The sequence below is a fragment of the Chryseobacterium sp. WG14 genome (assembly GCF_024586945.1).
Classification (GTDB): domain Bacteria; phylum Bacteroidota; class Bacteroidia; order Flavobacteriales; family Weeksellaceae; genus Chryseobacterium.
Genome location: NZ_JALCZD010000001.1, coordinates 612,246 through 636,590, shown reverse-complemented (window position 1 = coordinate 636,590; position 24,345 = coordinate 612,246). Strand labels below are relative to the sequence as shown.

General features: G+C 34.1%; 21 protein-coding genes, 1 tRNA gene and 1 pseudogene. 1 reads left to right on the top strand and 22 read right to left on the bottom strand.

Features of this window, described 5'->3' with window-relative positions; translation table 11 throughout:
• Positions 1 to 51: 51 nt before the first annotated feature.
• From MP478_RS02795 to MP478_RS02695, 21 genes and pseudogenes are all read right to left on the bottom strand, one after another.
• Positions 52 to 1,227, bottom strand: coding sequence for an aminotransferase class I/II-fold pyridoxal phosphate-dependent enzyme (locus MP478_RS02795; protein WP_230040328.1), 1,176 nt, complete (start codon positions 1,225 to 1,227; stop codon positions 52 to 54).
• Positions 1,228 to 1,281: 54 nt separating this feature from the next.
• A pseudogene (locus MP478_RS02790) lies at positions 1,282 to 1,842 on the bottom strand (acetyltransferase); the annotation flags it as partial.
• Between the two features lie 18 nt (positions 1,843 to 1,860).
• Positions 1,861 to 2,466 carry a sugar transferase gene (locus MP478_RS02785; RefSeq protein WP_230040159.1) on the bottom strand — a complete coding sequence of 202 codons (606 nt, stop codon included), beginning with the start codon at positions 2,464 to 2,466 and terminating at the stop codon, positions 1,861 to 1,863.
• A gap of 4 nt (positions 2,467 to 2,470) precedes the next feature.
• Complete coding sequence (locus tag MP478_RS02780; RefSeq protein ID WP_257199520.1) at positions 2,471 to 3,562, bottom strand: glycosyltransferase family 4 protein; 1,092 nt, start codon at positions 3,560 to 3,562, stop codon at positions 2,471 to 2,473.
• Positions 3,563 to 3,626: 64 nt separating this feature from the next.
• Positions 3,627 to 4,682 (bottom strand): glycosyltransferase family 4 protein, encoded by a 1,056-nt coding sequence (locus tag MP478_RS02775; protein ID WP_230040163.1) that lies wholly within the window; start codon positions 4,680 to 4,682, stop codon positions 3,627 to 3,629.
• Positions 4,679 to 5,869, bottom strand: a complete 1,191-nt coding sequence (locus MP478_RS02770; protein ID WP_257199519.1) for a hypothetical protein — start codon at positions 5,867 to 5,869, stop codon at positions 4,679 to 4,681. The genes MP478_RS02775 and MP478_RS02770 overlap by 4 nt, the downstream gene beginning before the upstream one ends.
• 3 nt (positions 5,870 to 5,872) lie before the next feature.
• The gene (locus MP478_RS02765) at positions 5,873 to 6,934 is read right to left on the bottom strand and encodes a right-handed parallel beta-helix repeat-containing protein (protein WP_257189122.1); all 1,062 of its coding nucleotides are present in this window, start codon (positions 6,932 to 6,934) and stop codon (positions 5,873 to 5,875) included.
• A complete protein-coding gene (locus MP478_RS02760) occupies positions 6,931 to 7,785 on the bottom strand; it encodes a glycosyltransferase family A protein (RefSeq protein WP_257199518.1) in 855 nt (284 codons plus the stop codon). Before MP478_RS02760 ends, MP478_RS02765 begins: the two co-directional genes overlap by 4 nt.
• Before the next feature lies 1 nt (position 7,786).
• Positions 7,787 to 8,890, bottom strand: a complete 1,104-nt coding sequence (locus MP478_RS02755; RefSeq protein ID WP_257199517.1) for a polysaccharide pyruvyl transferase family protein — start codon at positions 8,888 to 8,890, stop codon at positions 7,787 to 7,789.
• Positions 8,874 to 9,440: an acyltransferase gene (locus MP478_RS02750; protein ID WP_257199516.1), complete on the bottom strand. Its 567-nt coding sequence runs from the start codon at positions 9,438 to 9,440 to the stop codon at positions 8,874 to 8,876. Before MP478_RS02750 ends, MP478_RS02755 begins: the two co-directional genes overlap by 17 nt.
• Complete coding sequence (locus MP478_RS02745; protein ID WP_257189126.1) at positions 9,422 to 10,897, bottom strand: oligosaccharide flippase family protein; 1,476 nt, start codon at positions 10,895 to 10,897, stop codon at positions 9,422 to 9,424. Before MP478_RS02745 ends, MP478_RS02750 begins: the two co-directional genes overlap by 19 nt.
• Before the next feature lie 173 nt (positions 10,898 to 11,070).
• Complete coding sequence (locus MP478_RS02740; protein WP_257199515.1) at positions 11,071 to 12,363, bottom strand: nucleotide sugar dehydrogenase; 1,293 nt, start codon at positions 12,361 to 12,363, stop codon at positions 11,071 to 11,073.
• Between the two features lie 21 nt (positions 12,364 to 12,384).
• Positions 12,385 to 13,353: an SDR family oxidoreductase gene (locus tag MP478_RS02735; RefSeq protein WP_257199514.1), complete on the bottom strand. Its 969-nt coding sequence runs from the start codon at positions 13,351 to 13,353 to the stop codon at positions 12,385 to 12,387.
• Positions 13,354 to 13,355: 2 nt separating this feature from the next.
• Positions 13,356 to 15,692, bottom strand: coding sequence for a polysaccharide biosynthesis tyrosine autokinase (locus tag MP478_RS02730; RefSeq protein WP_230040208.1), 2,337 nt, complete (start codon positions 15,690 to 15,692; stop codon positions 13,356 to 13,358).
• Positions 15,693 to 15,694: 2 nt separating this feature from the next.
• On the bottom strand, positions 15,695 to 16,483 hold the full coding sequence (locus tag MP478_RS02725; RefSeq protein WP_257189129.1) for a polysaccharide biosynthesis/export family protein: 789 nt from the start codon (positions 16,481 to 16,483) through the stop codon (positions 15,695 to 15,697).
• A gap of 236 nt (positions 16,484 to 16,719) precedes the next feature.
• The gene (locus MP478_RS02720) at positions 16,720 to 18,633 is read right to left on the bottom strand and encodes a nucleoside-diphosphate sugar epimerase/dehydratase (protein WP_257199513.1); all 1,914 of its coding nucleotides are present in this window, start codon (positions 18,631 to 18,633) and stop codon (positions 16,720 to 16,722) included.
• 880 nt (positions 18,634 to 19,513) lie between these two features.
• Positions 19,514 to 19,894 carry a GLPGLI family protein gene (locus tag MP478_RS02715; RefSeq protein WP_257199512.1) on the bottom strand — a complete coding sequence of 127 codons (381 nt, stop codon included), beginning with the start codon at positions 19,892 to 19,894 and terminating at the stop codon, positions 19,514 to 19,516.
• A 26-nt stretch (positions 19,895 to 19,920) separates the two neighbouring features.
• Positions 19,921 to 20,289 (bottom strand): hypothetical protein, encoded by a 369-nt coding sequence (locus tag MP478_RS02710; protein WP_257199511.1) that lies wholly within the window; start codon positions 20,287 to 20,289, stop codon positions 19,921 to 19,923.
• A complete protein-coding gene (gene gwsS / locus MP478_RS02705; RefSeq protein WP_257199510.1) occupies positions 20,273 to 21,307 on the bottom strand; it encodes a grasp-with-spasm system SPASM domain peptide maturase in 1,035 nt (344 codons plus the stop codon). Before gwsS ends, MP478_RS02710 begins: the two co-directional genes overlap by 17 nt.
• Positions 21,308 to 21,487: 180 nt before the next feature.
• Positions 21,488 to 22,447 carry a hypothetical protein gene (locus tag MP478_RS02700; RefSeq protein WP_230040218.1) on the bottom strand — a complete coding sequence of 320 codons (960 nt, stop codon included), beginning with the start codon at positions 22,445 to 22,447 and terminating at the stop codon, positions 21,488 to 21,490.
• Positions 22,448 to 22,453: 6 nt separating this feature from the next.
• The gene (locus MP478_RS02695) at positions 22,454 to 22,909 is read right to left on the bottom strand and encodes a hypothetical protein (protein ID WP_230040220.1); all 456 of its coding nucleotides are present in this window, start codon (positions 22,907 to 22,909) and stop codon (positions 22,454 to 22,456) included.
• 611 nt (positions 22,910 to 23,520) lie between these two features.
• Between MP478_RS02695 and MP478_RS22570 the strand changes: the two genes are divergently transcribed.
• Positions 23,521 to 23,604, top strand: a complete 84-nt coding sequence (locus tag MP478_RS22570) for a helix-turn-helix transcriptional regulator (RefSeq protein ID WP_354961243.1) — start codon at positions 23,521 to 23,523, stop codon at positions 23,602 to 23,604.
• Positions 23,605 to 24,237: 633 nt separating this feature from the next.
• Here the strand turns inward: MP478_RS22570 and MP478_RS02690 are convergent.
• Positions 24,238 to 24,311, bottom strand: a tRNA-Arg gene (locus MP478_RS02690).
• Between the last annotated feature and the right edge of the window lie 34 nt (positions 24,312 to 24,345).

The following is a 24,345-nucleotide window of genomic DNA, read 5'->3' as shown; positions in this document are numbered from 1 at the left end:
TAAAATTATTAGTGTTGTTTTGTATTTTAATTGTATTTGGTGATAACAGCACTATTTGCTGATTGAATTATGATAAACTGAATATTCTTTTTTATTTGAAAAAACTGCTAGCATTACTTCTGCAATTCTCTTTTTATCATCTTCTGAGAGATTGGATCCGGACGGCAGACATAAGCTCTTTCCGAACAAGTCCTCTGCTACTTTTCCGCCGTAATAAGGTGCATCTTTAAATATAGGCTGTAAATGCATTGGCTTCCAGATTGGACGGGATTCTATATTTTCATTTAGAAATGCAAGACGCAGGTCTTCATAGCTTTTTGAAGTCTTTGTCTCGTCAATGGTGATAACAGACAGCCAATGATTGCTATAAAAATCAGAGTTCGGTTCTGAAAATAATTTTACTCCTTCTATATTTTTACAAATCTCGGAATAAAAATCATGCATTTTTCTACGGCCTTCTATCCTATCGTTTAAAACTTCCATTTGTCCTCTTCCCACTCCTGCACTAATATTACTCATCCTGTAATTATATCCAATTTCAGAGTGCTGATAATGCGGGGCATTATCTCTGGCCTGCGTAGAAAGAAAGACTGTTTTTTCCTTGTCTTCATCATTATGACAGACTAAGGCACCTCCTCCGGAAGTTGTAATAATTTTGTTACCATTGAATGAGAGAATACCAAAACGTCCAAAAGTACCGCAAGCTTTCCCTTTATATTTGGACCCCAATGACTCGGCACCGTCTTCAATTAAAGGAATGTTGTACTCATTAGCTATTGCTGAGATTTCATCCATTTTTGCCGGCATCCCATACAGGTTAACGACAATAATAGCCTTTGGTTTTTTACCTTTTGCAATTCTATCTTCTATGGCTTCCTGTAAAGCTACGGGACACATATTCCAGGTGTCTTTTTCGGAGTCTATAAAAACAGGATTTGCTCCCAGGTAGACAATTGGATTTGCAGAGGCAGAAAATGTCATAGACTGGCATATCACTTCGTCTCCATGGCCAACATTGCATTCTATTAATGCCAAATGTAAAGCAGCTGTTCCTGCAGAAAGTGCAGCTATTTTTACATCTTCACTCAAGAATATTTCCAAATCTTGCTCAAAACCATCAACATTTGGTCCTAACGGTGCTACCCAGTTTGAATCAAATGCTTCCTTAACGTACTTTAATTCGTTTCCACCCATATGGGGAGATGATAACCATATTTTTGATTTCATATTTTTACTGTTCTGGATTTTTAAACTTCTACTTTTTATAATTTTACCGGGATTGCCTACTACTGTAGACCCGGCTGGGACATCGTTAATAATAACAGCACCGGCACCAATGGTGCACCACTTTCCAATTTCTATACCTTGTATAACACTAGCACCTGTTCCTATATGGGTCCCTTCCCCTACAATTACATTTCCTGCAAGTGCTGCATTAGGTGAGATGTGAACAAAGTCTTCGATAACGCAATCGTGATCAACGGAAGCATTGGTATTGATGATACAGTGTCTACCTATATCTGCAGCCGCATTTATAGTAACACCAGGCATTACAATAGTACCTTCCCCTATCTGTAATCTTTTAGAGATTATAGATTTTGGGTGGATAAGTGTAACGTAATTGAACTGCTCATTTTGACTGACAATTTTTTTTCGTAATTTATTATTGCCTATAGAAATAAATATATCTATATCAAAAGGCGGAATTTCATGAATAACAGGATAATTTAGTATTTTATGCTTAGACAGATTTTCATCAATGTAAGCTTTTATATTATAACCACATTCTTCAGCGACCTCAGCCACTACTTTGCCATGGCCACTTGCTCCGTATAAATACATACTATCTACTTTTTAAAATTAATTACTGCCATTAAAGGCTTCTATTGTTGCTTGTCCTACCTGATTTATCCCTTCTTTTTTTAGTACTTTTTTGAATGTAAGGATAACCACTTTGCAGTCTGTTGCAAATGACAAATGATCGATATACCAAATGTCTAGTTCAAATTTTTTGGTCCAGGAAATAGCATTTCTTCCATTTACCTGTGCCCACCCTGTAATCCCGGGGCGGATATTGTGTCTGCGTTTCTGAGATTCATTATATAGAGACAAATATTGTGGCAGCAGAGGTCTTGGACCTATCAGTGCCATGTCTCCTTTTAATACATTGATCAGCTGTGGAAGCTCATCTAAGGAAGTCTGGCGTATAAAACTTCCCACGGGTGTTAAACGTTCCGAATCAGGCAGATAATTACCTTTTTCATCTTTCTTGTCATTCATTGTCTTAAACTTAATGATGTTGAACATCTTTTCATTCAGACCTGGCCTGGTTTGCACAAAAAAAGGTTTTCCTTGATTTGCGAAATACAGTAAGACCATAACAATAATAAAAACAGGAGACAGCAAAATCAGTGCTATCAATGCAATCATAAAATCTATAATCCTTTTAAAAAAAAATTGATACATGCTATTATTTTTTTTCAATTAGAGTTTTATATTCATTTAATAAGGCATTCCATACTACTGATTGTTCGTAACGGGACTGAATCATAGACCGTGCATTCTTTTTTAAATGCTGGTAATAATCTTTGTCCGTTATCATTCTCTCCATTGCTTCCTTCAGTTTTCCATTATTTTTTACAGGAACTATGATGCCATTCTGATCTTCAATAATAATTTCGTTACATCCATTGATATTGGAAACGATACTTGGCAGTTCCATTGCACCTGCCTGCATCACTACATTGGGGAACCCTTCACGGTAACTTGGAAATGTCAATACATCAGCAATCGCAAAATAAGGGCGCACATCTTTCTGAAAACCGACAGATATAATATCCTTATTATTCTCAATTTCTTTTAAAGTATCCGGATGCAATGGATCGAGTTCCTGCTCCAGTGGACCAACCAATAATAATTTGGCCCGGTACCGGGATTCTACGTTTCTGCTTACATCAGAAAAAGCTGTGATCAGCTCATTAATTCCCTTGTCTCCTACCAAACGTCCTACAAATACAAATACGAAATCTGTATCCTCTATATTTAATTCTTTTTTTAAAAGCTCTTTCTGTGTATCACTAATTTGTTCAGGTGAAAAGAATGTGGTATCAATTCCGTTCGAAGAGCCATTTCCTATTACTTTTAATTTGTACTGATCTGTATACTTATTTTGTACGATAAATTCATATAATCCTTTTGAATTGGGATACACCATTGTAGCAGAGGAATAGGTCAGTCTTTCTACAAAGTCCAGCACTTTACGCTTTGTTCCCGTTGCTTCCATCAAAGGCAAACCAGCTACCGTATGTAAACGGTGGGGAACACCTGCCAATTTTGCAGCCAGCATTCCTACAATACCTGCTTTAGGTGTATGAGTATGAACAATATTCGGTTTCTCCTTTTTTAAAAGCTTATAAGTACTCCATAGAGATTTAATATCTTTAATGGGGGTGATCTGACGGGACATATCAATGGCTATTACTTCTATTCCTTCATCATTTTTCACTTCATCCAGTTCCTTTCCGGACGACGAAACTCCTTTTACGTCAAAATATTCTGACATAAATCGATGTTGTCCCTTTAATAAAACCTTTAAAGAAATCGGTACTGTTGTTATGCGTATCAGTTTAGTTTTCAAATTCAGTCAGTATTTTATTTATATTATGTTCCCTGTTATATTTGGACTCAATCAGTACTCTTCCTTTCTTTCCCTGAGTGACTGTTTTATCTTTATGTTCTATATATTTCTTAATACCGGAATACCAATCTTTATCTTTCACCAGCTCCCCATTATAACCCGGAATAACGATATCGGTATTCATCCCTACCGGGGAAGCCAGCACCGCAACGCTACATCCCATATACTGGATCAGTTTGTATGAACATTTACCCAGTTCCCAAGGGGTTTCATGAAGAGGCATAATCCCTAAATCGAATTTATTAATCTCTTCTACTTCAGATTCTTCTGTCCACGGAATAAAGTGTATAAAATCTTTAGTCTCTTCCGTTTGTTTTGCCCCGATGATATTGACGCGAAAATTGGGAAAATCTTTTTTCAGCTTATAAAATACCGGAAATAACTCTTCAATGTATTTATAAGTAGACGGAGAGCCTATCCATCCCAGTGTAAAGTATTGATCATCTTTATTATTGATCTTATAGTATTTTTTAGCATCTATAACAGTAGGCAACATCATTATTCGGGGTGCTTTTGCCATTTCTGCTCTCTTTGCCAGATAAGAATTGCCAGCAAATACACATCTGCTGTTTTTCATTACCCGATCAATCTTATCAGACAAATACTTTTTTATAAATCTGTTACCACTCAGGTCGTAGTTATGAAATATAGCATCATCATAATCTACGAAATAATCAACCCCTGCTTTTTTCAATCTTGTTTCAGCCCACGCAGGTAAATAGGGAAACAATTCTTTTTCTATAACAACGATATCATATTTTTTCACGGATAAAAGAGCATACATTCTCTTTAGGTACCCTAGAAATAGATAAATAATCTTGGTCTTTTCATTCCTGTACAGCGCTGATAAATACTTATCTCCCAACAGAGAAGAATGATGTACGGTATATTTCTTTTCCTCTAAAGAGGGGAAAAATTGAAAACTTCTCAGCCTGCTGCTCGCTCCCATAGCGGAGTATTTAGTAAAAAACAGTATTTTTTTCATTGAAAATCTTTATCTCTTTTTACAAAATAAATGAAGGGTAAAACATAAAATATATTAAACTCGAAAGACTCCAGATAGGGGTTTGTAAAAGTGGCTATCAGCATAGAAACAATACCCGCTAGCATGTAATGATCATATGGATTTTTAATTTTTATGGATACATATTTATATACTGAGTATAAAAAAGGAATAGAATAAATTAAAAACCCAAATATGCTCACCCGGTATATAATGGCTACCGGTACATTCTCGTAACGCCATGGAAATTTTTTACTTCTTATATAATCTACTCCTACCCCATGTCCTGCTCCAAAAATATTATTATTGACTCCTTTTATCAGTGCCATTGTCTGTTCTGATCTTGCCTTATCTCCGCCTTCAAAAATTTTAACATAAAATCCTTCCAATACATTCAATACGTTTACGCCATAGCTGTTCAAAATAAAAATCAGCACAACGGTAAGCAGCAAACCGATAATAAAATATCTAATCAGCTTTACGGAAGAGTTGGTAACCACATAAAAAAACAGTCCTACAAACACACTGAGCAGCAATGCCGATCTTCCTGATACTATTGCAGCGATTACAACCGTAAGGATGACAACAAAATAAATGGCTTTCCTTTTGAATACTTTTTCTAACTGTAAGAAAGCAGGAATAAAAAATATGAGAGATCCATAAACGAACAGTTTCATTTCAACAATTCCTTTTTTGGTAAATGTCATATTGGGATCTTCAATAATAAGTTCCAGAATCTGTCTCTTTCCATTCATAAATAACCAAATTGCCACAAATACAGAAACAGCTCCCAGTACCATATAGATATTGAGGTACTTTACGATGGTTTCCACCTTAAATTTTTCAAAGCAATAGTTTAAGATAACCACCCATAAAATAGGAGTAAAAATATATACAATTAAGACCTGGCTAAGTGCTTCTGAAGGGTTCAGAGACTGATGGATACCAACCATCAGATAAATAATCGTGACGATCATACTTAAGATCACAGAGAAAATAATCACTTTTTCAATGGTCTGCACCTTAGTGAGCCCTACCAGAAAAATCAACAGTAACAAAACAAGCTTAACGGGTCTAAACGAATTGGGAAACACGAAAAGCAGGAATGCCGTGACAACCATCAATACGCTTAGAGCATTAAAATGTATTTGTTTTTTATAAATCTGCATTAATTATTTAGATTTCAGTTGTTTAAATTGTATTCTCTGGTCTTTCTTATAACTTTGAATACTACTTTCCAGTTTATCATAGCTTTTAGAATCTACCGACAGATTATTGACAGATAGATTAATGGTATTATCATTAGTATCATAATATTTGATAGGTTCTGCAGTATTATTATAAAGACTTACATTATTCAGGACGATATTTCCGCTGATATTTTTCGAGTAATTGTTTTTTCTGTTTAACCAGAAAGACATTCCATATTTTGACTTGCTATCCGAAAAATTATTAATAGTTATTGAGATTTCCTTATTCAGGGAGTTATCTTTTCTGAGATTAACGAGATTAAGCAGTAATCCCCAGTTTTCATTACCTCCTGTAAAAACATTTTCAAGAACAATTCCTTTCAGTTCATCCTTAGCACTATTAGGCTCTATATCTATTCCGCTGGAAGGTCCCTTACCTGAAGAATTCAGAAACTTACTGTTGGAGATTTTGATATTGGTTCCTGATGTTATAGAGAGACCGTTTCTTCTGCTGTTTGATACCAATGAATTTAGAATCACAATCTGATCTGAAATTTTATTGTTCAGCTGTCCGATATAGATGCCGTCACCGAAACAATCATAAATCTTAGCATTCTCTACTCTGATATTTTTAGCTCCCCGTATGCTTATCCCAAAGCCCCACTCCCCTTTTGTACCTACGTGTGTTTTTTTATCTCCCACCAATACAGGGTTAAGAATGGTAATATTTTCCTTACCGTTACAATCCAGAAGACTGTATCCCGGTTTTGCTGATGTCTTAAGGACCAATTTGGAATTAGCCTGAAATTTATATGTACAGTCACTTTTTAATTTTAGCCCACTATCATTAATCAGTATGGGAAAATCAGGAAATAAAACATCACCGTTGTCATTGATTGCTTTCTGCAGAACCAGTGTGTAGTCTACCGTTGCATTTTTCACATATCCTTTGGGCAAAACCGTCGTTAAGTCCAGGTATTTAGTCTGACCGAAAATAAATAAGGTACATGTAAAAATCAGCGATATTATTAAAAGCTTCTTCATTTCATTTTCTTTTTTATTATGTTAAATAGATAACCCAATGCCCCCAATAATCTTCCAAAATACATTTTGGCAATAATTAAAACCTGTTTATAAGCCTTTTGGCTGAAATAGTCAACCAGAATTAAGGCTACCAGCTTATCCAGATATTTTTTTTCAGAGGTAGTTTTATTTTTATAATCAAACAGATGAAATCTTTTATGCAATGGCATCACATAGTGTGCACTTCTGTTTTCTGCTCCCACAAAGTAGATGGTTGTAATAGTTCTGTTATAGATTAATGCATAATCAGAAAACAGTCTATACCAAAATTCCACATCCTCACCATAGCTAAGATTTTCATCAAACAGGCCTGTCTTAAGAACTTTTGTCTTTTTAACCAATAATGTTGATGAGTTAAAGCGGGAAGCTGGTGAAGACATAAAATCAAAATAATCTTTTATCATCTCAGGCTTTTCCTCTTTAAATTTTGACTCATCAAATTCTTTAACATTCGATTTGTAAAAAGAAGTTCCAACTCCTCCTACTGTCTCATTATCTAACTGAGAAAGGGAAGTGGATAAAATCTCCAGGTGTTCCGGATGCCATATATCATCCCCATCTAAAAAAGCTAAATATTCATTCTTAGCATTCATTATCCCTGCATTTCTTGCAGATGAAACCCCGCCATTAGGTTTGTCTACGATAACCACTCTGGGATCCGATATGCTTTGTACCACTTTCAAACTGTTATCTTTTGAGCCATCATTGATAATAAGCAATTCAAAATCCTTATATGTTTGATTCAAAACTGAATACACGGTATCCAGAATACTTTTCTCCTTGTTATATAATGGTATTATTACACTAATCATGTTAATAAGTTGCCGTAAAATTTAAACGGGCTCTTTGTATTGTTTCTTTAATATTACCCGGTACAAGGATTTGTTTTTTAAATATAATTTTCTCAATTTCGGTAACAATCAATTCTGCATCCGCATTTCCATCCAGTAGCCTGTAGCATTGCGCCTGGCCTACATCATTCAGGAAATCGGTACACTTGCGGTGATATTCCAATAAAAAGAAAGGTGTATTGCTATAGCACGCAAAAATACTTGCATGTAGTCTTGTTGAAATAACTACACTGCATTCGGCAATTCGATCAAAAGTGTCTTGAACTTTTGGCTGATAGGGAACAATCTCGTATTGTAGTTTTCCATCTTTATTAAGATTCCCTACCATTTCCAGGGTGAGCTTTTCGTCACCCATTGAAGAGTTTCCATTAAAAACGAAAAAACGGAACATAATATTGTTATGTTTCTTTAATTGTTGAATTAAATTTAATATAAATTCATTTCTCTTTAATTCTTTACTAATATCTCCATTAGTATACGATTCATAGTTACAAACACTAATTCCTACAATAGGCCGTTCTTCGGAAATTTCTTTTGTACGCGGGTCGAAATTATAAATCTCAGGAAGAAGGGCTGCTAAATCAAAAGCTCTTACAGGCTGATAAGGTAAATTATAGCTCAGCGCCTGCTCATACGATTTATCATCTCTTAATGCCAGGAAATCCAGTGTTTTTAAATATTCTTTAGTATCTTCTTCCGCCCCTTTATTTACAAATGGACCTAAGGAGATTCCTATAGCGCCTGTTTTTCCTTTACATCCCAGGCTTTTCTTCAATTTTGCATAGGTTCTCAGATCTGTTTTTTTCAATGCTGAATGAAAGGTTGATCCTCCAGCTGAAACAAAAACATCACTTAATACAATATCTTTTACGGCCTTGCCAAAGTTTAAGTAATTCTTGTGGGCAAAATAATGTTCCGCCGGCGTTGAGATCTGTGGCAGCTCCCCTGCAAAAAACAACTGTTCTGTAGATTGCCAATACTTTCGGCTTCCCCATGCTGAAACTTCTACAAAAGCATCATCTCCAGAATTTTTCGCCCCGTAATATCCACTAAATATTGCTTTCATAATTTCTGACTACCATCTTTAAGTTCGTTTTCATTTTTTCTCTCAGATAAATCTTATCCTGCTTTTTCAGCATATCATACTTTTCCAGATCTCTATACTTCAAAATCTTTCCCGGATTACCTCCTACAATTGCTCCTTTGGGAACATCTTTTGTAACTACTGTGGAGGCTCCAATAATGGCTCCCTCTTCTATTGTAATTCCCGGTAAAATGGTAACATCACCGCCAATCCACACATTTTCTTTTATGACCACATTTTTTGCAATTGTAACTTCATCATAAGGTATCAGCGTATCGCTATCATAGTTATGGTTACCCGTATAGATTTTTAATCTTGGTCCTATGATGGTACCATCCATTATGGTAACTTTACCATAGGTGGATATCCATGCCTCAGGACCGATATATAAATTGTTTCCCAAGTGCAGTTTCTCCGGTTTTGTAATGGTAACAGGATAAGAAACAACGGCATTCTCCCCTCTTTCTTTTATTCCCTTTACCATTTTGGCACAGGTTAACCGCCAGTATAATTTTATAATTTTTGCAAACATTCTTTATAAAGTTTAAAAATTGAGAATAAGATTAAGGCAACTAAGAAGACAGAAGCGATTACTCTGATCAGCAATAAACTATACAACTGAACATTTATAAATACCAGGCCTATCAGCAATAACCATAATAGTATATTCCATTTGCTGTAGAATATGACCGGTGGAGATAACTTTTTGTAAATAAAAAAGGGTACAAAAATGATGTAATTAATGATATAAGAAATCATATATGAAAAAGCAAAACCCAACGCTCCATATTGTCTCAAAAAATAGAAAATAATAAGGTTGGTAACGGCCCACTGCCCCATACTGAATACACTAAGCCACATTTTATTCTTAATGATAAGGTCTCTTGAAATACCGGCTCTATTTGTAATAATAAGTGTAGTGATAATAGACATTCCCAAAATCGGGACAATCTGATGGATATCAAATTTTTTACCTAAAACAGCCGATGCGATCTCCGGAAATAATATGAACGGAATAGAGATTATAATTGAAATAATCCAAGATCCGAAATAATTAAAAAACTCTTTTTTAGGGGTCTTTGATTCCGATTTTGATAAAAACATGGGCAGCAAGACATTGCTTATCGCCCCATTGAACATCTGAATGGCTGTAGAGAAAATAATAACGGCACTATACAATCCTAGTTCTTTATATCCATTGGGCTGGTTAACCAGCAGGGTATTTAAAAACCAAATGGTAGGCGCCACAATAATTGTACTGAGGGAAGCCGGTATAGCAAATTTATATATTTTCTTAACACTTTTCTTCCAGTTTTTAAAACTCACTGTAACCTGCTGATTTTTGCTCTCATCGCCCAACAGTTTCTGTAATACTGCAGATACCAGAAAGATCCCGATCAGATTGCCCAGTAAAGCTCCTGTAACTCCTCCAAAATATCCTCCGATAACTAGACCCAGAAACAGGAACAGCCCCTGAAGTATATTAGCAGTAGAGTTTTTCTTATAAGCCTGAAAGCCTAATAAGGCTCCCATCTGTGTTCCGTTGAGAGAGATAAAAATCAATGTAAAACCACCAATCATTAAAGGAACCTGCAAATGCTGGTTGTTCAGGAAATTGGTTGCTATAAATCCGGAGAGCAGTACAATGATCAAAGCTACAATAGTACTCAACACCACAACCAATGATAAAGATGCCCCCAGCATGGATGATGCTTCACTTTTATCTTCATCTTTAAGCTCAGAAATATATTTAGTAGCTGTTAAGCCTATTCCCAAAGAAGCAAAAATCAGAAAATTATCTATTGTTGACTTTATCATTCCAAACTCACCATATTCTGAGACGGTTAAAATCCTTGCCAACACAATGGAAGCCAAAGAAAATAATCCCCGTGACATCAGTGATCCGAAGGTCATCCAAAAAGTACCGAAAACCAACTTTTTCAGGAAGTCTGATTTGGATAATTTAGATTTTATGGAAGCTACCAACATATTATTTTTATTTTTCCTAAACTCAACTTCATAGTTTCATTTACAATTGTTTCTATCAAAACGGTTTTCCTCAGATGCCAACGGCATTCAATGATGTTATTTTTTTCAAATGACAGGAGTAAACTGTCTTATACAAAAACTGAAGAGCTAACTACAGTTTTGTACTTAGTATTCTATAATCTTGAATCACATTCCTCCAGGATTCCTTTCACATCAAAGATCACCCCGTCCTCTTTCAAGTAATTTTTCAAATTCAGACCTTTGAACTGCTCGTGTGCTACAGTAAGGATAATTCCATCGTATTTTTCCTGTGGAATTTCGTTTACAATGCTTAAACCATATTCGTGCTCCACTTCAGCAGCGCTTGCCCAAGGGTCGTAAGTTGTTACCTGTAACGCGTAATCTTCAAGTCCTTGAATTACATCTACCGCTTTGGTATTACGTACATCCGGACAGTTTTCTTTAAATGTTATTCCCAGGTTTAAAACTCTGGCACCATTAATATTAAGCTTCTTTTTGATCATGGTTTTTACCAACTGAGAAGCTACATACTGGCCCATAGAATCATTGAGACGGCGTCCTGCTAATATAATTTCAGGGTGGTATCCATTTTCCTGTGCTTTCTGTGCCAGATAATAAGGATCAACTCCGATGCAGTGACCGCCTACCAATCCCGGTTTGAAGGGTAAGAAGTTCCATTTGGTACCTGCTGCTTCCAATACAGCATGGGTATCAATCTCTAAAAGGTTAAAAATTTTTGCCAGTTCATTGACAAAGGCGATATTAATATCTCTCTGTGAGTTTTCTATAACTTTAGCAGCTTCGGCTATCTTAATGGTAGGAGCCAAATGGGTACCGGCAACGATCACAGATTTATATAAAGAATCTACTACCTTTCCTATTTCCGGTGTGGAACCCGAAGTAACCTTTAATATTTTTTCTACAGTATGTTCTTTATCCCCCGGGTTAATACGCTCTGGTGAATACCCTGCAAAGAAATCTTGATTAAATTTCATTCCTGAAACTTTTTCAAGAACAGGAATACATTCTTCTTCGGTAGCACCTGGATATACGGTAGATTCATAGATTACAATATCTCCTTTCGACAATACTTTAGCTACAGTTTCTGAAGATTTATATAGCGGTGTAAGGTCGGGACGATTATGCTTATCTACCGGTGTTGGTACCGTCACAATATAGATGTTGGCATCCTGAATATCCTTGATATCTGCAGAGCAGTACAATCCTGTCTCAGCTGTCTGATCAAAAGGATTTTCTTTTTTTAATATCTCTTTTAATACTTCGTTTTCTACTTCTAAAGTACTGTCTACCCCTGTATTTAATTCCTCAATCCTTTTCTGATTGATATCGAAACCTACAACCGGATATTGGGTTGCAAATAACCGTGCTAAAGGTAAACCTACGTATCCTAATCCGATAACGGCAATTTTATATTGTTTTTCCACAAAGACTCGATTTAAAGTTGTTTATTTTAAATTTTCCCAATACCAGCTGATAGCTTCTTTTAGTCCCTTATCTATAGTATGGGTAGGCTGGTATCCTAATAGTTTTTCTGCTTTTTCAACTGATGCTAATGAGTGCGGGATATCTCCTACACGGTTCGGGCCATAGTTTATTTCTACTTCAGCAATTTTCTCATCAAATTCACTTAGATATTTTTTAAGGTATCCCACCAGATCATTCAATGTTGTGCGGTCTCCTACTGCTGTATTATAAACCGTATTCACGGCTTCCAGATTCTCTGTAAGCATTGCCCGTTCATTCATCTGAATAACATTATCGATATAAGTAAAATCACGTGAATAGTCTCCTGTACCGTTAATTGTAGGGGATTCGTGATTGATTAGCTGCTTTACAAATAATGGAATAACTGCGGCGTAAGCCCCGTTCGGATCTTGTCTTCTTCCAAATACATTGAAATACCTTAACCCGATGCACTGCATTCCGTAAGTTTTTCCAAATACATCAGCATACAGTTCATTTACATATTTAGTAATGGCGTATGGTGATAACGGCTTTCCGATTACATCTTCCACTTTGGGTAATGATGCAGAATCACCGTATGTAGATGATGAAGCAGCATATACAAAACGTTTCACATTGGCATCTCGCGCTGCAACAAGCATATTTAAAAAACCTGTAACATTAACATCGTTACTTGTAATAGGATCTTTAATTGATCTTGGAACAGAACCTAATGCTGCCTGATGTAATATGTAATCTACCTTTTCTACTGCCTTCCGACAAACTTCCAAATCACGTATATCTCCTTCAATGAGCTTATAGTTTGGGTTTTTAAGAAAAGGCTCAACATTATGACGGTGCCCTGTTGCAAAGTTATCTAAGCAGACCACATCATAGCCTTTATTTAAAAAATACTCCGTTAAGTTAGAACCAATAAAACCAGCTCCCCCTGTAATTAAAATTTTATACATTTCTATGATTTAAAAATTTTTTTCAACCAATTTTTTTTATCCTTGGTCTGGCTATAGCCATATCCATAGCTATAATTATATCCATATCCTCCTGCACGTTTAGAAACATCATTAACGACAAAAGATACATTGGTCAGTTTAGAGTCTTTCACCAGATCGTTTGCAAAATCTATCAGGATATTTTTAGATACTGCAGATCTTACTACATAAAGCGTAGCGTCAGCAGTATCAGCAATACTAAGGGTATCCGAAACCAACATAAGTGGCGCAGAATCTATAACTATATAGGCATACTGCGAAGCCATCTGCTCAATAAGTTTTTGGTACCTTCCATTGGACAGCAATTCCTGTGGATTAGGAGGAATAGCTCCTGCATAAATAACATCACAGAAAGGATTGGTGGTGGATGTATGGATAAGCTCCTCTACATTCACTGACTCATCATACAAATACTCTGTAAGACCTTTTCTTTTAGTAGGCTCACTGTCATATCGCTGAATCTGGGGATTACGGATATCTGAACCAATCAGAAGACTTCTGCCGTTTTTATTGGCTAATGTAAGGGCCAGATTTACCGATACCAGGGTTTTCCCTTCTCCTTTTACCGAAGATGTTACCATAATTATTTTGGCAGAGTCTTTTACCGGCAAAACAAATTTAAGATTGGAAACAAGTACCCTGAAGGCTTCCGCCAACTCTGTAAAGTCATTCTTCTGTACTAAATGGTTTTCGTTATCTTTAAGCGAAGGTATATCAACCAGCACCCCTAGTCCGGAACGCTCCTTAATATCATCTCTCGAATAAATCTTATCATCCAAGCTGAACAATAAATAGAAAATAGCAAAAGGAACTAATAATCCCAGAAAAAATGCCCCTAACAGAATAATATTTTTCTTAGGGAAAACCGGAATTTCCTCAGTAAATGCAGGATTCACAATTTTAGCCTTCGGTACATTTACTGATAAATTGATGGCATTTTCCTCTCTTTTTTGCAGAAGAAATAAAAACAGCTGCTCCTTAAGGTTCTGCTGGCGTTCTATTCCTCTGTAAATTTTAGATTGACCGGGAACCTTTTCTATAGCACTCTTGCTTGTGGTAATCTGATTCTGCAATTGGGAGATACCCGCCTGTACACTTACTTTCTGCTCGCGAATATTGTCCCGGATTATATCTTTTAAAGCAGCAATCTCCCTGTTCATTTCTATTACTGCAGGGTTTTCATTGGTTGCCTGTTTAAGTGTTTTATTTCTACTGATGAGAAGTGAATTATACTGGGAAATAGATTGCTCCAACGAAGGGCTTAATCCTAAATTGGATGGCATAAGCTGATTGTTACTTTTTGAAGCTTCTGCAGTAAGAGAATTCAGAAGATCAAGCTGCGTCTGCTGAAGAAGAAGAGCCTTGGTGTTATCACTTGTATTCTGAAGAGCCAACTCAGCCTGTGCCTGCAAGTCAACAATATGATTACGATTTTGGAAATCTTCTTTCTGATTTTCCACCCCGGAAAGATCTTTTGTAATTACTTCCAGTCTTTTATCAATAAACTCCTGAGTATTCTGAGCCTGCAAGTTTTTATCTCTCTGACCATCCAGGTTATACTGTTTTGTCACTTCATTAAGAATAGCTTCTGACTTTTCAGGTAGGGAGCCTATTAGACTGATTTCCATTAACATAGCTTTTTCCTCCGGTAAACTTACCCGTACTGTTTTTTCAAGTTTTTTTACCTTTTCAATAGGGTTCCAAAAAATAACCTTATATTCAGATTTAATGTCAACAGAAGAATTTCTTTGAAATATCACTGTTCCAAAATCCACTTGTACAGGAATATTGAATTTACCTACAATATCTTTTTTCTTTTGGCTATGAAGGGTAAACTGGTCTCCTTTTATATCAGTTAAGGTATATGCAGAGGATACAAAGTTTTCTTTAGTATAAGCTAATATTTTTGCGGTAATAGGAGCTTTGGTAAACAGCTGTGAATCTTTAATTTCTCCAGTGTTGAAATATTCAACATTGAGGTTAAGATTTTCAACCACCTGTATAAGGATAGGCCTCGAGTTCACTACTGCTGCTTCACTTTTCAGTTCATCTGCGTTCCCAAGACCAATTCCGAGATTATTAAGGTCAGACAAAGCTGAGGAAAGGTCATTTTGTTTTTTATCAAATTTAAGGGTTGTTTTGGACTGATATTGAGGTACACTATACCTAAGGTAAATAAAAGCAACGATTACAAATAACAGAACAGAGGCAACAAACCATGGCCATTTGTAAAGGTATTTAGAAATAGTCTTTTTTATATTGAATTTTTCTTGTTTTGCCTGAAATTCCATCTGCTGCATATCTATCGTGTTAAAGCAATAATAAGAGTACCTGCCGTTAGTAAAGCACCAATAATCTGGAAGGTAAGGGCTCTGTTTGGGTTAGTATTGGCCTGAACCTGTTTATTTTTATCCGGCTGTACATATAATATGTCGTTTTGCTTCATATAATAGTACGGTGAATTCACAATATCGGATCTGCTAAGGTCAACATTTACAATCTGGTCTACCCCATCATCTCCTGTACGGATAAGCTTCACATTCGTACGGTCTCCATAATCTGTCATATCTCCGGCAAGACCCAATGCCTGAAAGACATTAATCTTTTGTGAAACACTTTCTTTCTGGCCAGGGTTTTTCACTTCCCCTAAAACGCTTACGTTAAAATTTTTCAGAGTAATAGATACCATAGGATCTGTAAGGTATCTCTTGAGACGGGATTCCAGCTCTTGTTTAAGCTGTACCTGAGTCATTCCTTTGCTGTATACATTTCCCAATACCGGAAAAGAGATATACCCTTCTTCATTTACTAAATATTCACTTGGCTGTACATATTGATTGATTCCGGTATTTCCTTCACTACCTACCTTATTTACTGTATTAAGATTGAAAGGTTTTACAGCTGTTTCATCAAGTGCAGTAACAAGAATAAGAAGAACATCTCCTTCCTGAATATGCAGCCCCTGAAATTTCGCTCTGGTAACTTCCTCTTCCATGTTATGCTTGGACATGTATACCATATTCTGTTTCGGCTTACATGATAGTAAAATAACCGACAACAGCACTAGATACGTAATAATAGTTCTCTTCATATATTTTTTTAGTCTATTGGTGTTAATGCTCAATTTCTCTAGAATACGTATTTGTATTGCAGTGAAGCGAGCTACGTATACTTTAATACAAATATGAATTTCACTTTTCGTGAAATTTTTAATGTATTATGTGGTTTTTAGATTAATTCTTCTCGATGCAATTTCCGTTCCGATTAAGATAATTTAGCAAAAATAATTGCTTATTTTTTTATTATTTACACGTTTATTACACTATGTCACTGATATACTTCATATTCGGGTGTTTTATCTAATATTTCAAATTCTGAATTATTGCTAATAAATTCCGGTACAATGATCTTTAAAATCTTAACCACCTGTAACCCGTCTTTTTTTATAGCTGATCTCATAATCTGCTTGCATAAAATTTCTATATCTCCAAACTCCATTACCGGATCTTTTGATATCATAATTTTCTCATGGTGGGTAGGAATAGTAGTGGAATTATCCGTTAAAAGTTCCTCATATAACTTTTCACCAGGCCTTAAACCGATAAAGTCAATTTCAATATCAACATTTGGTGTGTATCCTGATAATTTGATCATCCTTTTTGCCAGATCAAGAATTTTAATAGGCTTACCCATATCAAAAACATAAATCTCACCTCCATTTCCCATTGTTCCTGCCTGAAGCACCAATTCACAAGCCTCAGGAATCGTCATAAAATAGCGGATGATATCGGGATGGGTAATGGTAACCGGGCCTCCCTTTTCAATTTGTTTTCTGAAATGCGGGATGACAGATCCATTAGAACCCAGTACATTTCCAAAGCGTGTTGTTATAAACTTGGTAGTATTATCAGACGTATTTTGCAAAGACTGCACAAAAAGCTCAGCAGCTCTTTTTGACGCTCCCATTACATTAGTAGGATTTACAGCCTTATCCGTAGATACCATCACAAAACGATCAACATTATATTGTCTGGATAGCAACGCCAGGTTTTTAGTTCCTCCGATATTTACAAAAATAGCTTCGTGTGGATTATCTTCTATTAAAGGAACGTGTTTATAAGCTGCCGCATGATACACTATTGAAAACCGGTAATCGTCAAATAGTTTTTCCAGTCTGTAGAGGTTGGAAATATCTGCCAGTACAAATTTGAATTTTTGATTGGGAAATCTATCCAGTAATTCAAGCTTCAGCTCATGCAAAGGCGATTCTGCCTGATCTACAACAACAATAAGTGAGGAACCCAGCTGAGCAACCTGTCTTACAATTTCGCTTCCGATAGATCCTGCTCCTCCAGTAACCAAAATACTTTTATTAAAATGACGGCCTTTTACCTCTTCACTTTCTATTTTTATTGGGGTACGGTCTAGCAAATCTTCAATCTGAAGAGGACGAATTCCCCCGATAATCCCATCTTCTTTCGTTTTGTTTACTTTAGGTGCTTTGAGTACCTTCCATCCATTGTCTAATGCAAAAGCCGTCCATTCTTCCATCTTAGGTCTGGACATTGTCTCGTTGATTAAAACTGCATCAAACTGACGCAGCACATGATCATTTTTAAGAAGCTTCTTTTTATTATAAATTTTATGCCCCAGCAACATTGCTTTTTTAGAGTCTGATCTGGCACTGAGAAATCCCGCCAGCTGATAAGGATGATCCGGATTATGAATAATAGCATTCGCCAGTGAAACAGATTCACCTTCTATTCCTATAACAGCAATTCTTATTTTGGATGAATCTTTCCTGGAATCCATAAGCAACTTAAAAAGCTGTTTGGTAACCATCCTGAAAAAGAACATCAAAAAAGTAGAAATAAAGAAAAATAAAAAAAGAACAGGATACAGATATACCGCTTTTCCCAGTATAAGTTCTGATATAAAATTCAACCCCAGCAAAACAATAAGCGTGCTGCCTGAAGCCCATACAATTTTGAAAAAATCAAAAAAGGTAGAATACCGTATAATTCCTGCATATGTTTTGAATAAAAACATAAAGAAAACATTGACTGCGATAATAACAAAAACCTTTTCATTGAAATATTCAATAAAATTAATCTTTACCTGAAGGTTTTTTAAAAACAGATATGAAATTAAAATTGAAAAAGAAAAAATCGAAATATCAATAAAAAAAACCAGCCATCTAGGTAAATACCTTAACTCTTTGATCCTGAAAACATTCCCCATATTAAAAAAATAGAACTAAAAAGTATTAAAACTTTATTTAATTCAACATTTGGTGTCTTTTTTTTTCAAAGCAAATGTAACAAATTATTATTTACATTTTCATTACCATAGATCAATTTTTGTTCACAAAAAAATAATATATTTACTATATACTTTAAACTGAATCATATATGTTTTTATTATTTTAAAAATTTAACAAATTTCATAAATATCTAAAAAAAATGTTAAAAAAAGTAGAGATATACTATCGCTAAAATCAGCTAAACACCTTCCAATACAAGAAAATTTACGCTTAAAAATTCTGTATTATGAATAATTGTATTAAGATTCAGACAGGTCCAAAAACTTAATTATTCACAATAGGCAGGAGATATTATAATTTAATAAATAATAAAATTAGTTATTCATTAAAAACAGATTAATCAATTAACCCATTTAACAATAAAAATTAAACGAGACTTAAATAAAGCTTAAAAAAAAATTAAAAGATCAAATTTTGTATTTTTTGAACTGTATTTATAAGGTTTTTACAATCCAATTTTTTTAATATTCCCAATTTATCCCGATAATTTTTTTACCGAATATATTTTATATTTATTAACTGTTTGAAAAAGGGAAAGTCTTCAAAAACAGGGAAGTTTACCCCACCACCATTTTCTGCTCTTTTTAATTTCTTACAATACTCTACTCATGTATGTTGAGGAGAATTATATTTATAAATTCTCTCAACATACATTCGGGAAAAATTTGTGTTTTTAGACAATTTAAAACACTGTCTATTTACAGGATTTCAAAAATGACATAATATGAAACTTTCCCCATAATTAGTATAAAGCAATCCTATGGATATTTTACGGCATCTGACAGCTCAATAGGGTTATTATTTTTGTTTTATTACTTCCTGTTTATTTTTCGCTAATTCGTTCCAATTAACATTTTTAACTTCATTCCCTTTCTCATCAACAAAATTCATTTTTATTTTCCCCATTTTGGCTTCTTTGTAAGGATCAAGATAATTATTTAAATATATTTTATTAAGTTGATCCCCATTAACCTTTATAATATTATGATTTCTGAAATTGACTCCATCATATGGGTCAAAAAAGCTTTTAAATAATTTATTTAAAAAAAAGTCATAGTTACCTTTATCATCATACATCCAAATAATTAAACCCGGTAACCCTTTAAATAAAAAAGGACCTTCAGAAATAGGGATATCTTGCGTAAACCAAGCTGTCCATTGTCTGTTTTTATATTTCAATGTTGCTTCCTGGCATTCATATTCTCCTATCTTTTTTTACCTGAAGCTATTTTCCACTCTAACTGAGGTACTTCAGTTGTTACTTCGTAAACATCTACGAGTAAACGATAATATTTTTTTAAAGTGTTATTGTTTTTAACAACAGCATTATTAAAATTTATAGAAAAAGATTGGGGGTTTGCTCCACTATTTCTAATTGAATCGCTCTTATATAGGTTCTCTGCATAAAAACGAGACGAATTTGTGTCATAAATATCTAAAAACATGATGCTTTCTTTAGTTGCAGTTTGAGTAGAATCAGGTCTATATTTCATCTGATATGTTACTCTTATCTTTTGAGCTGCGAGCAATTGAATGGTAAAGGCTAAAAATAAAGTATTAGTTAATGTTTTCAAGTTCATAATATTTAATAGCATTAAATTTTAAAGGATTTTTACTCCAATCTTCCCAGATTCCTGTATATGGATCGTAACCACACTTTAAAGGTTTAGAGAAAATATTTTCTGGATTTTCTCTATACATCCGGCAATCAGTACAAAAATATCTATATTCACAGTCTTTGCAAACATCTATTTGATCTTTGGTAATAAACCTTTCTTTTTCAGTATTTATTTCCTGAGTTAAAGAAGAAATTGAAGCTGTATCTATATTGTTAGTGATTTTTTCTGCTGACGGACAGTTTTTTAAATCACCGCTTGAGGAGATAAATAATTTACCATAAAGGCAATTATTAACAGTCTTACTTTTGGATATATTATTTATATCATTCAGAAAATAATCCTCCTGAATTATGCCACAGTATTTTGGGTTTGTAATATTTTTTTCGTAATAAATTACAGTGAATAAGTTATCATCATCGACAATTGATTTATTTTTAGGAGCATTATAAAAATAAACCGTTTTTACTCGAAGATTTTTTTTCAATATTTCTATTACGGTCATATCCTGTGGTAGTCCTGTATAAGGAAGTAAAATTTCAACTGTTCTTATACTGGAAAACTCAATAAAAGATAAAATTTCGTCCAATCTGGCCAAGGAAAATTCTAGGAACCTAATTTGAAGAAAGCTTGTTGAAAGATCCTCTATGATTCTGTATGCTCCAGCAGTTTCAAAATCATCTTTAATTTTATGTTCAATTATAACTTCGTTGATCTTGTTCGCTGTTCTCCATTTAAATTTTTTGCGGAACTTCTCCGGGGTAAAATTTTCTGTAAGGCTTCCGAATTTTTCGGCTATTAAAAAAGAAATTATTTCTGAAAGATCATCATCTACAGGGAAATAATAATCCTCGAAAAAAATGTCATAAAAATCTGTGATGTCTATAATTTTATTAAAATGAACATCGCAGAGTAAAATATTTTTAGCCCCCTTAACGATAAAGCAGTCCTGATATAATTCAAAATATTGTTTCATCTTTCGAACAATTTTAAATCTATAAACGGTGTGCATACCTTGTCATATACTTTTACCTTATAATTTATAGAATTATATTTATTAGAAATAACTCTATACTGTTCCTTCTCTGAAATGAATTTTTTAAGGGTATTGGCAAATCGATCATCAAGCAAAAAGTGAATGAGATTTATGTGTTTTTTATACTGCATCTTTTAATATTTTTTTTAATGCCAGGGCAATTTCAATTTCTAAATAGGTATTATTAAACACTGAATGATATGTGAACTGTCCTACAGGGTTTACTTCAAGAAAATAATATTCATTTTGGTTATTAACAATAAAATCTACAGAAGCGCAGTTCAGTTGGAGAATATCTAAAAGACTTCGGAGCTTTTTCTCCACATCTTCTGGAAGTTGGCAAATTTCAAAACGACAGTCATCATTAGCTACAGAAATGCGATGATCCACCATCTCATTATTATTGGTGATTATTTTTGTAGAGAAAAAATTCCCCAGAAGATAAAATACCCGAATTTCGTACTGCCGTTCAATTTTTGACTGAACTAAAGCCGGCCTAAAATAATCAGGAATAGAATTGATCTTATCATTTATTGAGGTTGTTTGCATCGTAATAATCCGATTTTCTGATCTAAAATTGATACAGTTTTCAAATGGCTTTGTAATAAGTTCCTTTCCTTCCTCCAGAAGAGATTCGACTGTTTTTTTATTATTGATAATAAAAGTTTCAGGAGTCAACAGACCACAAGCTTTTGCCGTTTGCATTTGAATAAGTTTATTTTCTGTCATAAAAAATGGATTGGTCAGCCAAACCACATTTCTTTTTTTTAGCTCAAATAATAGGTATTCACGCAATGCTCTTGCTTCAATCAGATTGTATTCTACAAGTGAAAAATATAAATTATTTCTAATATCTTTCTTCTGGTTTTCCCGCAGAGCATAAGGAAATTTTCTGAACCAAACGACTTTAAAGACATTAATAGAATGTTCACCAATAAATATCTCTCCGCTTTCGAAATTAATAGTTAAGACGTCATAAATATTATCATTGAGCACATAAAAGGGAACATTGTATTTGTTTAGCCAATTTGCAACCTGCTCGGTTGGGGTATCATCTGATTTTGAAATAATTAAAATCATAATATATTACTCTATCAAGCATTTGAAATCTTTAAAATAAAATTGCATTGTTTCATCAAATGTAGTTCTGGATATTTTAAATGATAATGCAGAATTACCACATTGTATGGTTTTAGTGATGAATTGTTTTGATTCTTTTGTCTGTTCCGAAAGTTTTTTATTCTCAACCACTAGAGCGCAATCATATGTTTTGTACGTAGAATTTTGAAGATAAAATAGTTTATCCCCTTTGTATTTATGGATAGGCTTATGAAGTGCTTTTTTTAGAGAATCGAATTCTTTTTTATTTTCTGCCATTTCAAAACCTCCAAATATTAGCATAGTTACATGAAGAGAATCATTTTTAAAACGATAATAATCACCTTCTCTTTCAAAAGAATTATATTTAGATAGATGACTATATTTATTAGTGTTACAGCTGTATAAAAAAAGAATGCACAGACCTATTATTAATTTATACATATAGTTTAGAATTAAATTTGAAAAACTAAATAGTGTGAAATACAACTACCTCAGATTAATCTGAGGTAGTTAATTTTTTAAATATTAAATTTTAGTAAGGACCATCGTTAGTTTGGTCAATAGGTGCGTCATCATCTTCCTGTAAATGATGAACTGTAATTACAATTTCCTTAATTGATCTTGTAGGAGCTCCTTCTCCACCGAATACTTTTTTACCAAAAGTTTTAGTAAAATTTCCTAGTCTTTTTGCTTCAAGATTCTTGATAGATTTTTTCTTTTTTCATAATTGATTTTGTTTACAAGTTAAAAATATAAAATATTAATTAAATAACTCTAATCAATAGTGAATTTTTTATTATGTTAAATCCTTTAAACAAAGGCATTTACAAGAAGCGACAAACGTGTCGTTTTTTTTCTTATTTTGCACTAATCGAAAGTAGACAATATTTTTATATAAGTTTATAACGTATTTTTCTAATTTTCATAAAAAAATTCCTTAATTATTTATCTTTACAATATGGTAATAGGTGCAAAGCTTAAACAAGCAAAAGAAAGTAAGAGGATAAACCAAGAGGAATTCGCACTCATGCTAAAAAACCACGCAAAAAACAATCTCCAACTGGGAGAGTGATAAGAGTATTCCCTCGTTAGGTTATTTAGCAAAAATAGAAACTGTTTTGGAAGTTGATATTTAACCGCTTTATTTTCGTTTCCGGATTCAATTCAATAGTGCTTTTAATTGCCACAAGGTCTAATACCCCTGCTTTTGTCGGAATAATGATAACATCTGCAAGATTACACAACTCAGGTAGTGTATTGGATAAATATGGGGGAGTATCAATAAAAAGCAAAAGTCCCAACTCATAAAGTCAAGTTCAATGCTACAATAAATATCCACTGTAAATATTCCCATTGTTATACCTGATATTGATTATAACACTTTTACTTTTGCTTATCACGAACTTTTACTACTAAAATATAACCTTATTTCTATGCATATAGGGTTCAGTGTATAAAACAAAATGCCTATCTCGAGCACAACTAGCAACATCAATAAATTTTAATCTTACTAAAATTATCAACATGACAAATTCACAAAATTGTCTCGACAATTCCTCCGTTTATTGTGGGACTTATCACAAGCACAAAAATTCAAGCCTTTACGGCAAATGGTTAAATTTTTTACACTATTCAAGCTATGAAGAATTACAGGAAGCAATGTACAAGCTGTTTGAAAGCTAGGATTAATTGGAGAAAGTTTTAATTAGGTATAACCGAGCTTTTAAACTACACATAAACAAAAAAGCCCCTCAAAAAGGAGCAATTTGTGACCGCGAAGGGATTCGAACCCCCAACCCTCAGAGCCGAAATCTGATATTCTATCCAGTTGAACTACGCAGCCATATTCATAAATAATGAATGATAAGTAATGAGTA

What these genes read in the sequence shown, in the direction of transcription:
- MP478_RS02775 (WP_230040163.1), bottom strand. Translation starts at nt 4,682, where the DNA reads ATGAAAAAAATACTGTTTTTTACTAAATACTCCGCTATGGGAGCGAGC.
- MP478_RS02730 (WP_230040208.1), bottom strand. Translation starts at nt 15,692, where the DNA reads ATGCAGCAGATGGAATTTCAGGCAAAACAAGAAAAATTCAATATAAAA.
- MP478_RS02750 (WP_257199516.1), bottom strand. Translation starts at nt 9,440, where the DNA reads ATGTTTGCAAAAATTATAAAATTATACTGGCGGTTAACCTGTGCCAAA.
- MP478_RS02695 (WP_230040220.1), bottom strand. Translation starts at nt 22,909, where the DNA reads ATGTATAAATTAATAATAGGTCTGTGCATTCTTTTTTTATACAGCTGT.
- MP478_RS02795 (WP_230040328.1), bottom strand. Translation starts at nt 1,227, where the DNA reads ATGAAATCAAAAATATGGTTATCATCTCCCCATATGGGTGGAAACGAA.
- MP478_RS02735 (WP_257199514.1), bottom strand. Translation starts at nt 13,353, where the DNA reads ATGTATAAAATTTTAATTACAGGGGGAGCTGGTTTTATTGGTTCTAAC.
- MP478_RS02770 (WP_257199519.1), bottom strand. Translation starts at nt 5,869, where the DNA reads ATGCAGATTTATAAAAAACAAATACATTTTAATGCTCTAAGCGTATTG.
- MP478_RS02785 (WP_230040159.1), bottom strand. Translation starts at nt 2,466, where the DNA reads ATGTATCAATTTTTTTTTAAAAGGATTATAGATTTTATGATTGCATTG.
- MP478_RS02700 (WP_230040218.1), bottom strand. Translation starts at nt 22,447, where the DNA reads ATGATTTTAATTATTTCAAAATCAGATGATACCCCAACCGAGCAGGTT.
- MP478_RS02745 (WP_257189126.1), bottom strand. Translation starts at nt 10,897, where the DNA reads ATGTTGGTAGCTTCCATAAAATCTAAATTATCCAAATCAGACTTCCTG.
- gwsS (WP_257199510.1), bottom strand. Translation starts at nt 21,307, where the DNA reads ATGAAACAATATTTTGAATTATATCAGGACTGCTTTATCGTTAAGGGG.
- MP478_RS02720 (WP_257199513.1), bottom strand. Translation starts at nt 18,633, where the DNA reads ATGGGGAATGTTTTCAGGATCAAAGAGTTAAGGTATTTACCTAGATGG.
- MP478_RS02725 (WP_257189129.1), bottom strand. Translation starts at nt 16,483, where the DNA reads ATGAAGAGAACTATTATTACGTATCTAGTGCTGTTGTCGGTTATTTTA.
- MP478_RS02760 (WP_257199518.1), bottom strand. Translation starts at nt 7,785, where the DNA reads ATGATTAGTGTAATAATACCATTATATAACAAGGAGAAAAGTATTCTG.
- MP478_RS02780 (WP_257199520.1), bottom strand. Translation starts at nt 3,562, where the DNA reads ATGTCAGAATATTTTGACGTAAAAGGAGTTTCGTCGTCCGGAAAGGAA.
- MP478_RS02765 (WP_257189122.1), bottom strand. Translation starts at nt 6,934, where the DNA reads ATGAAGAAGCTTTTAATAATATCGCTGATTTTTACATGTACCTTATTT.
- MP478_RS02755 (WP_257199517.1), bottom strand. Translation starts at nt 8,890, where the DNA reads ATGAAAGCAATATTTAGTGGATATTACGGGGCGAAAAATTCTGGAGAT.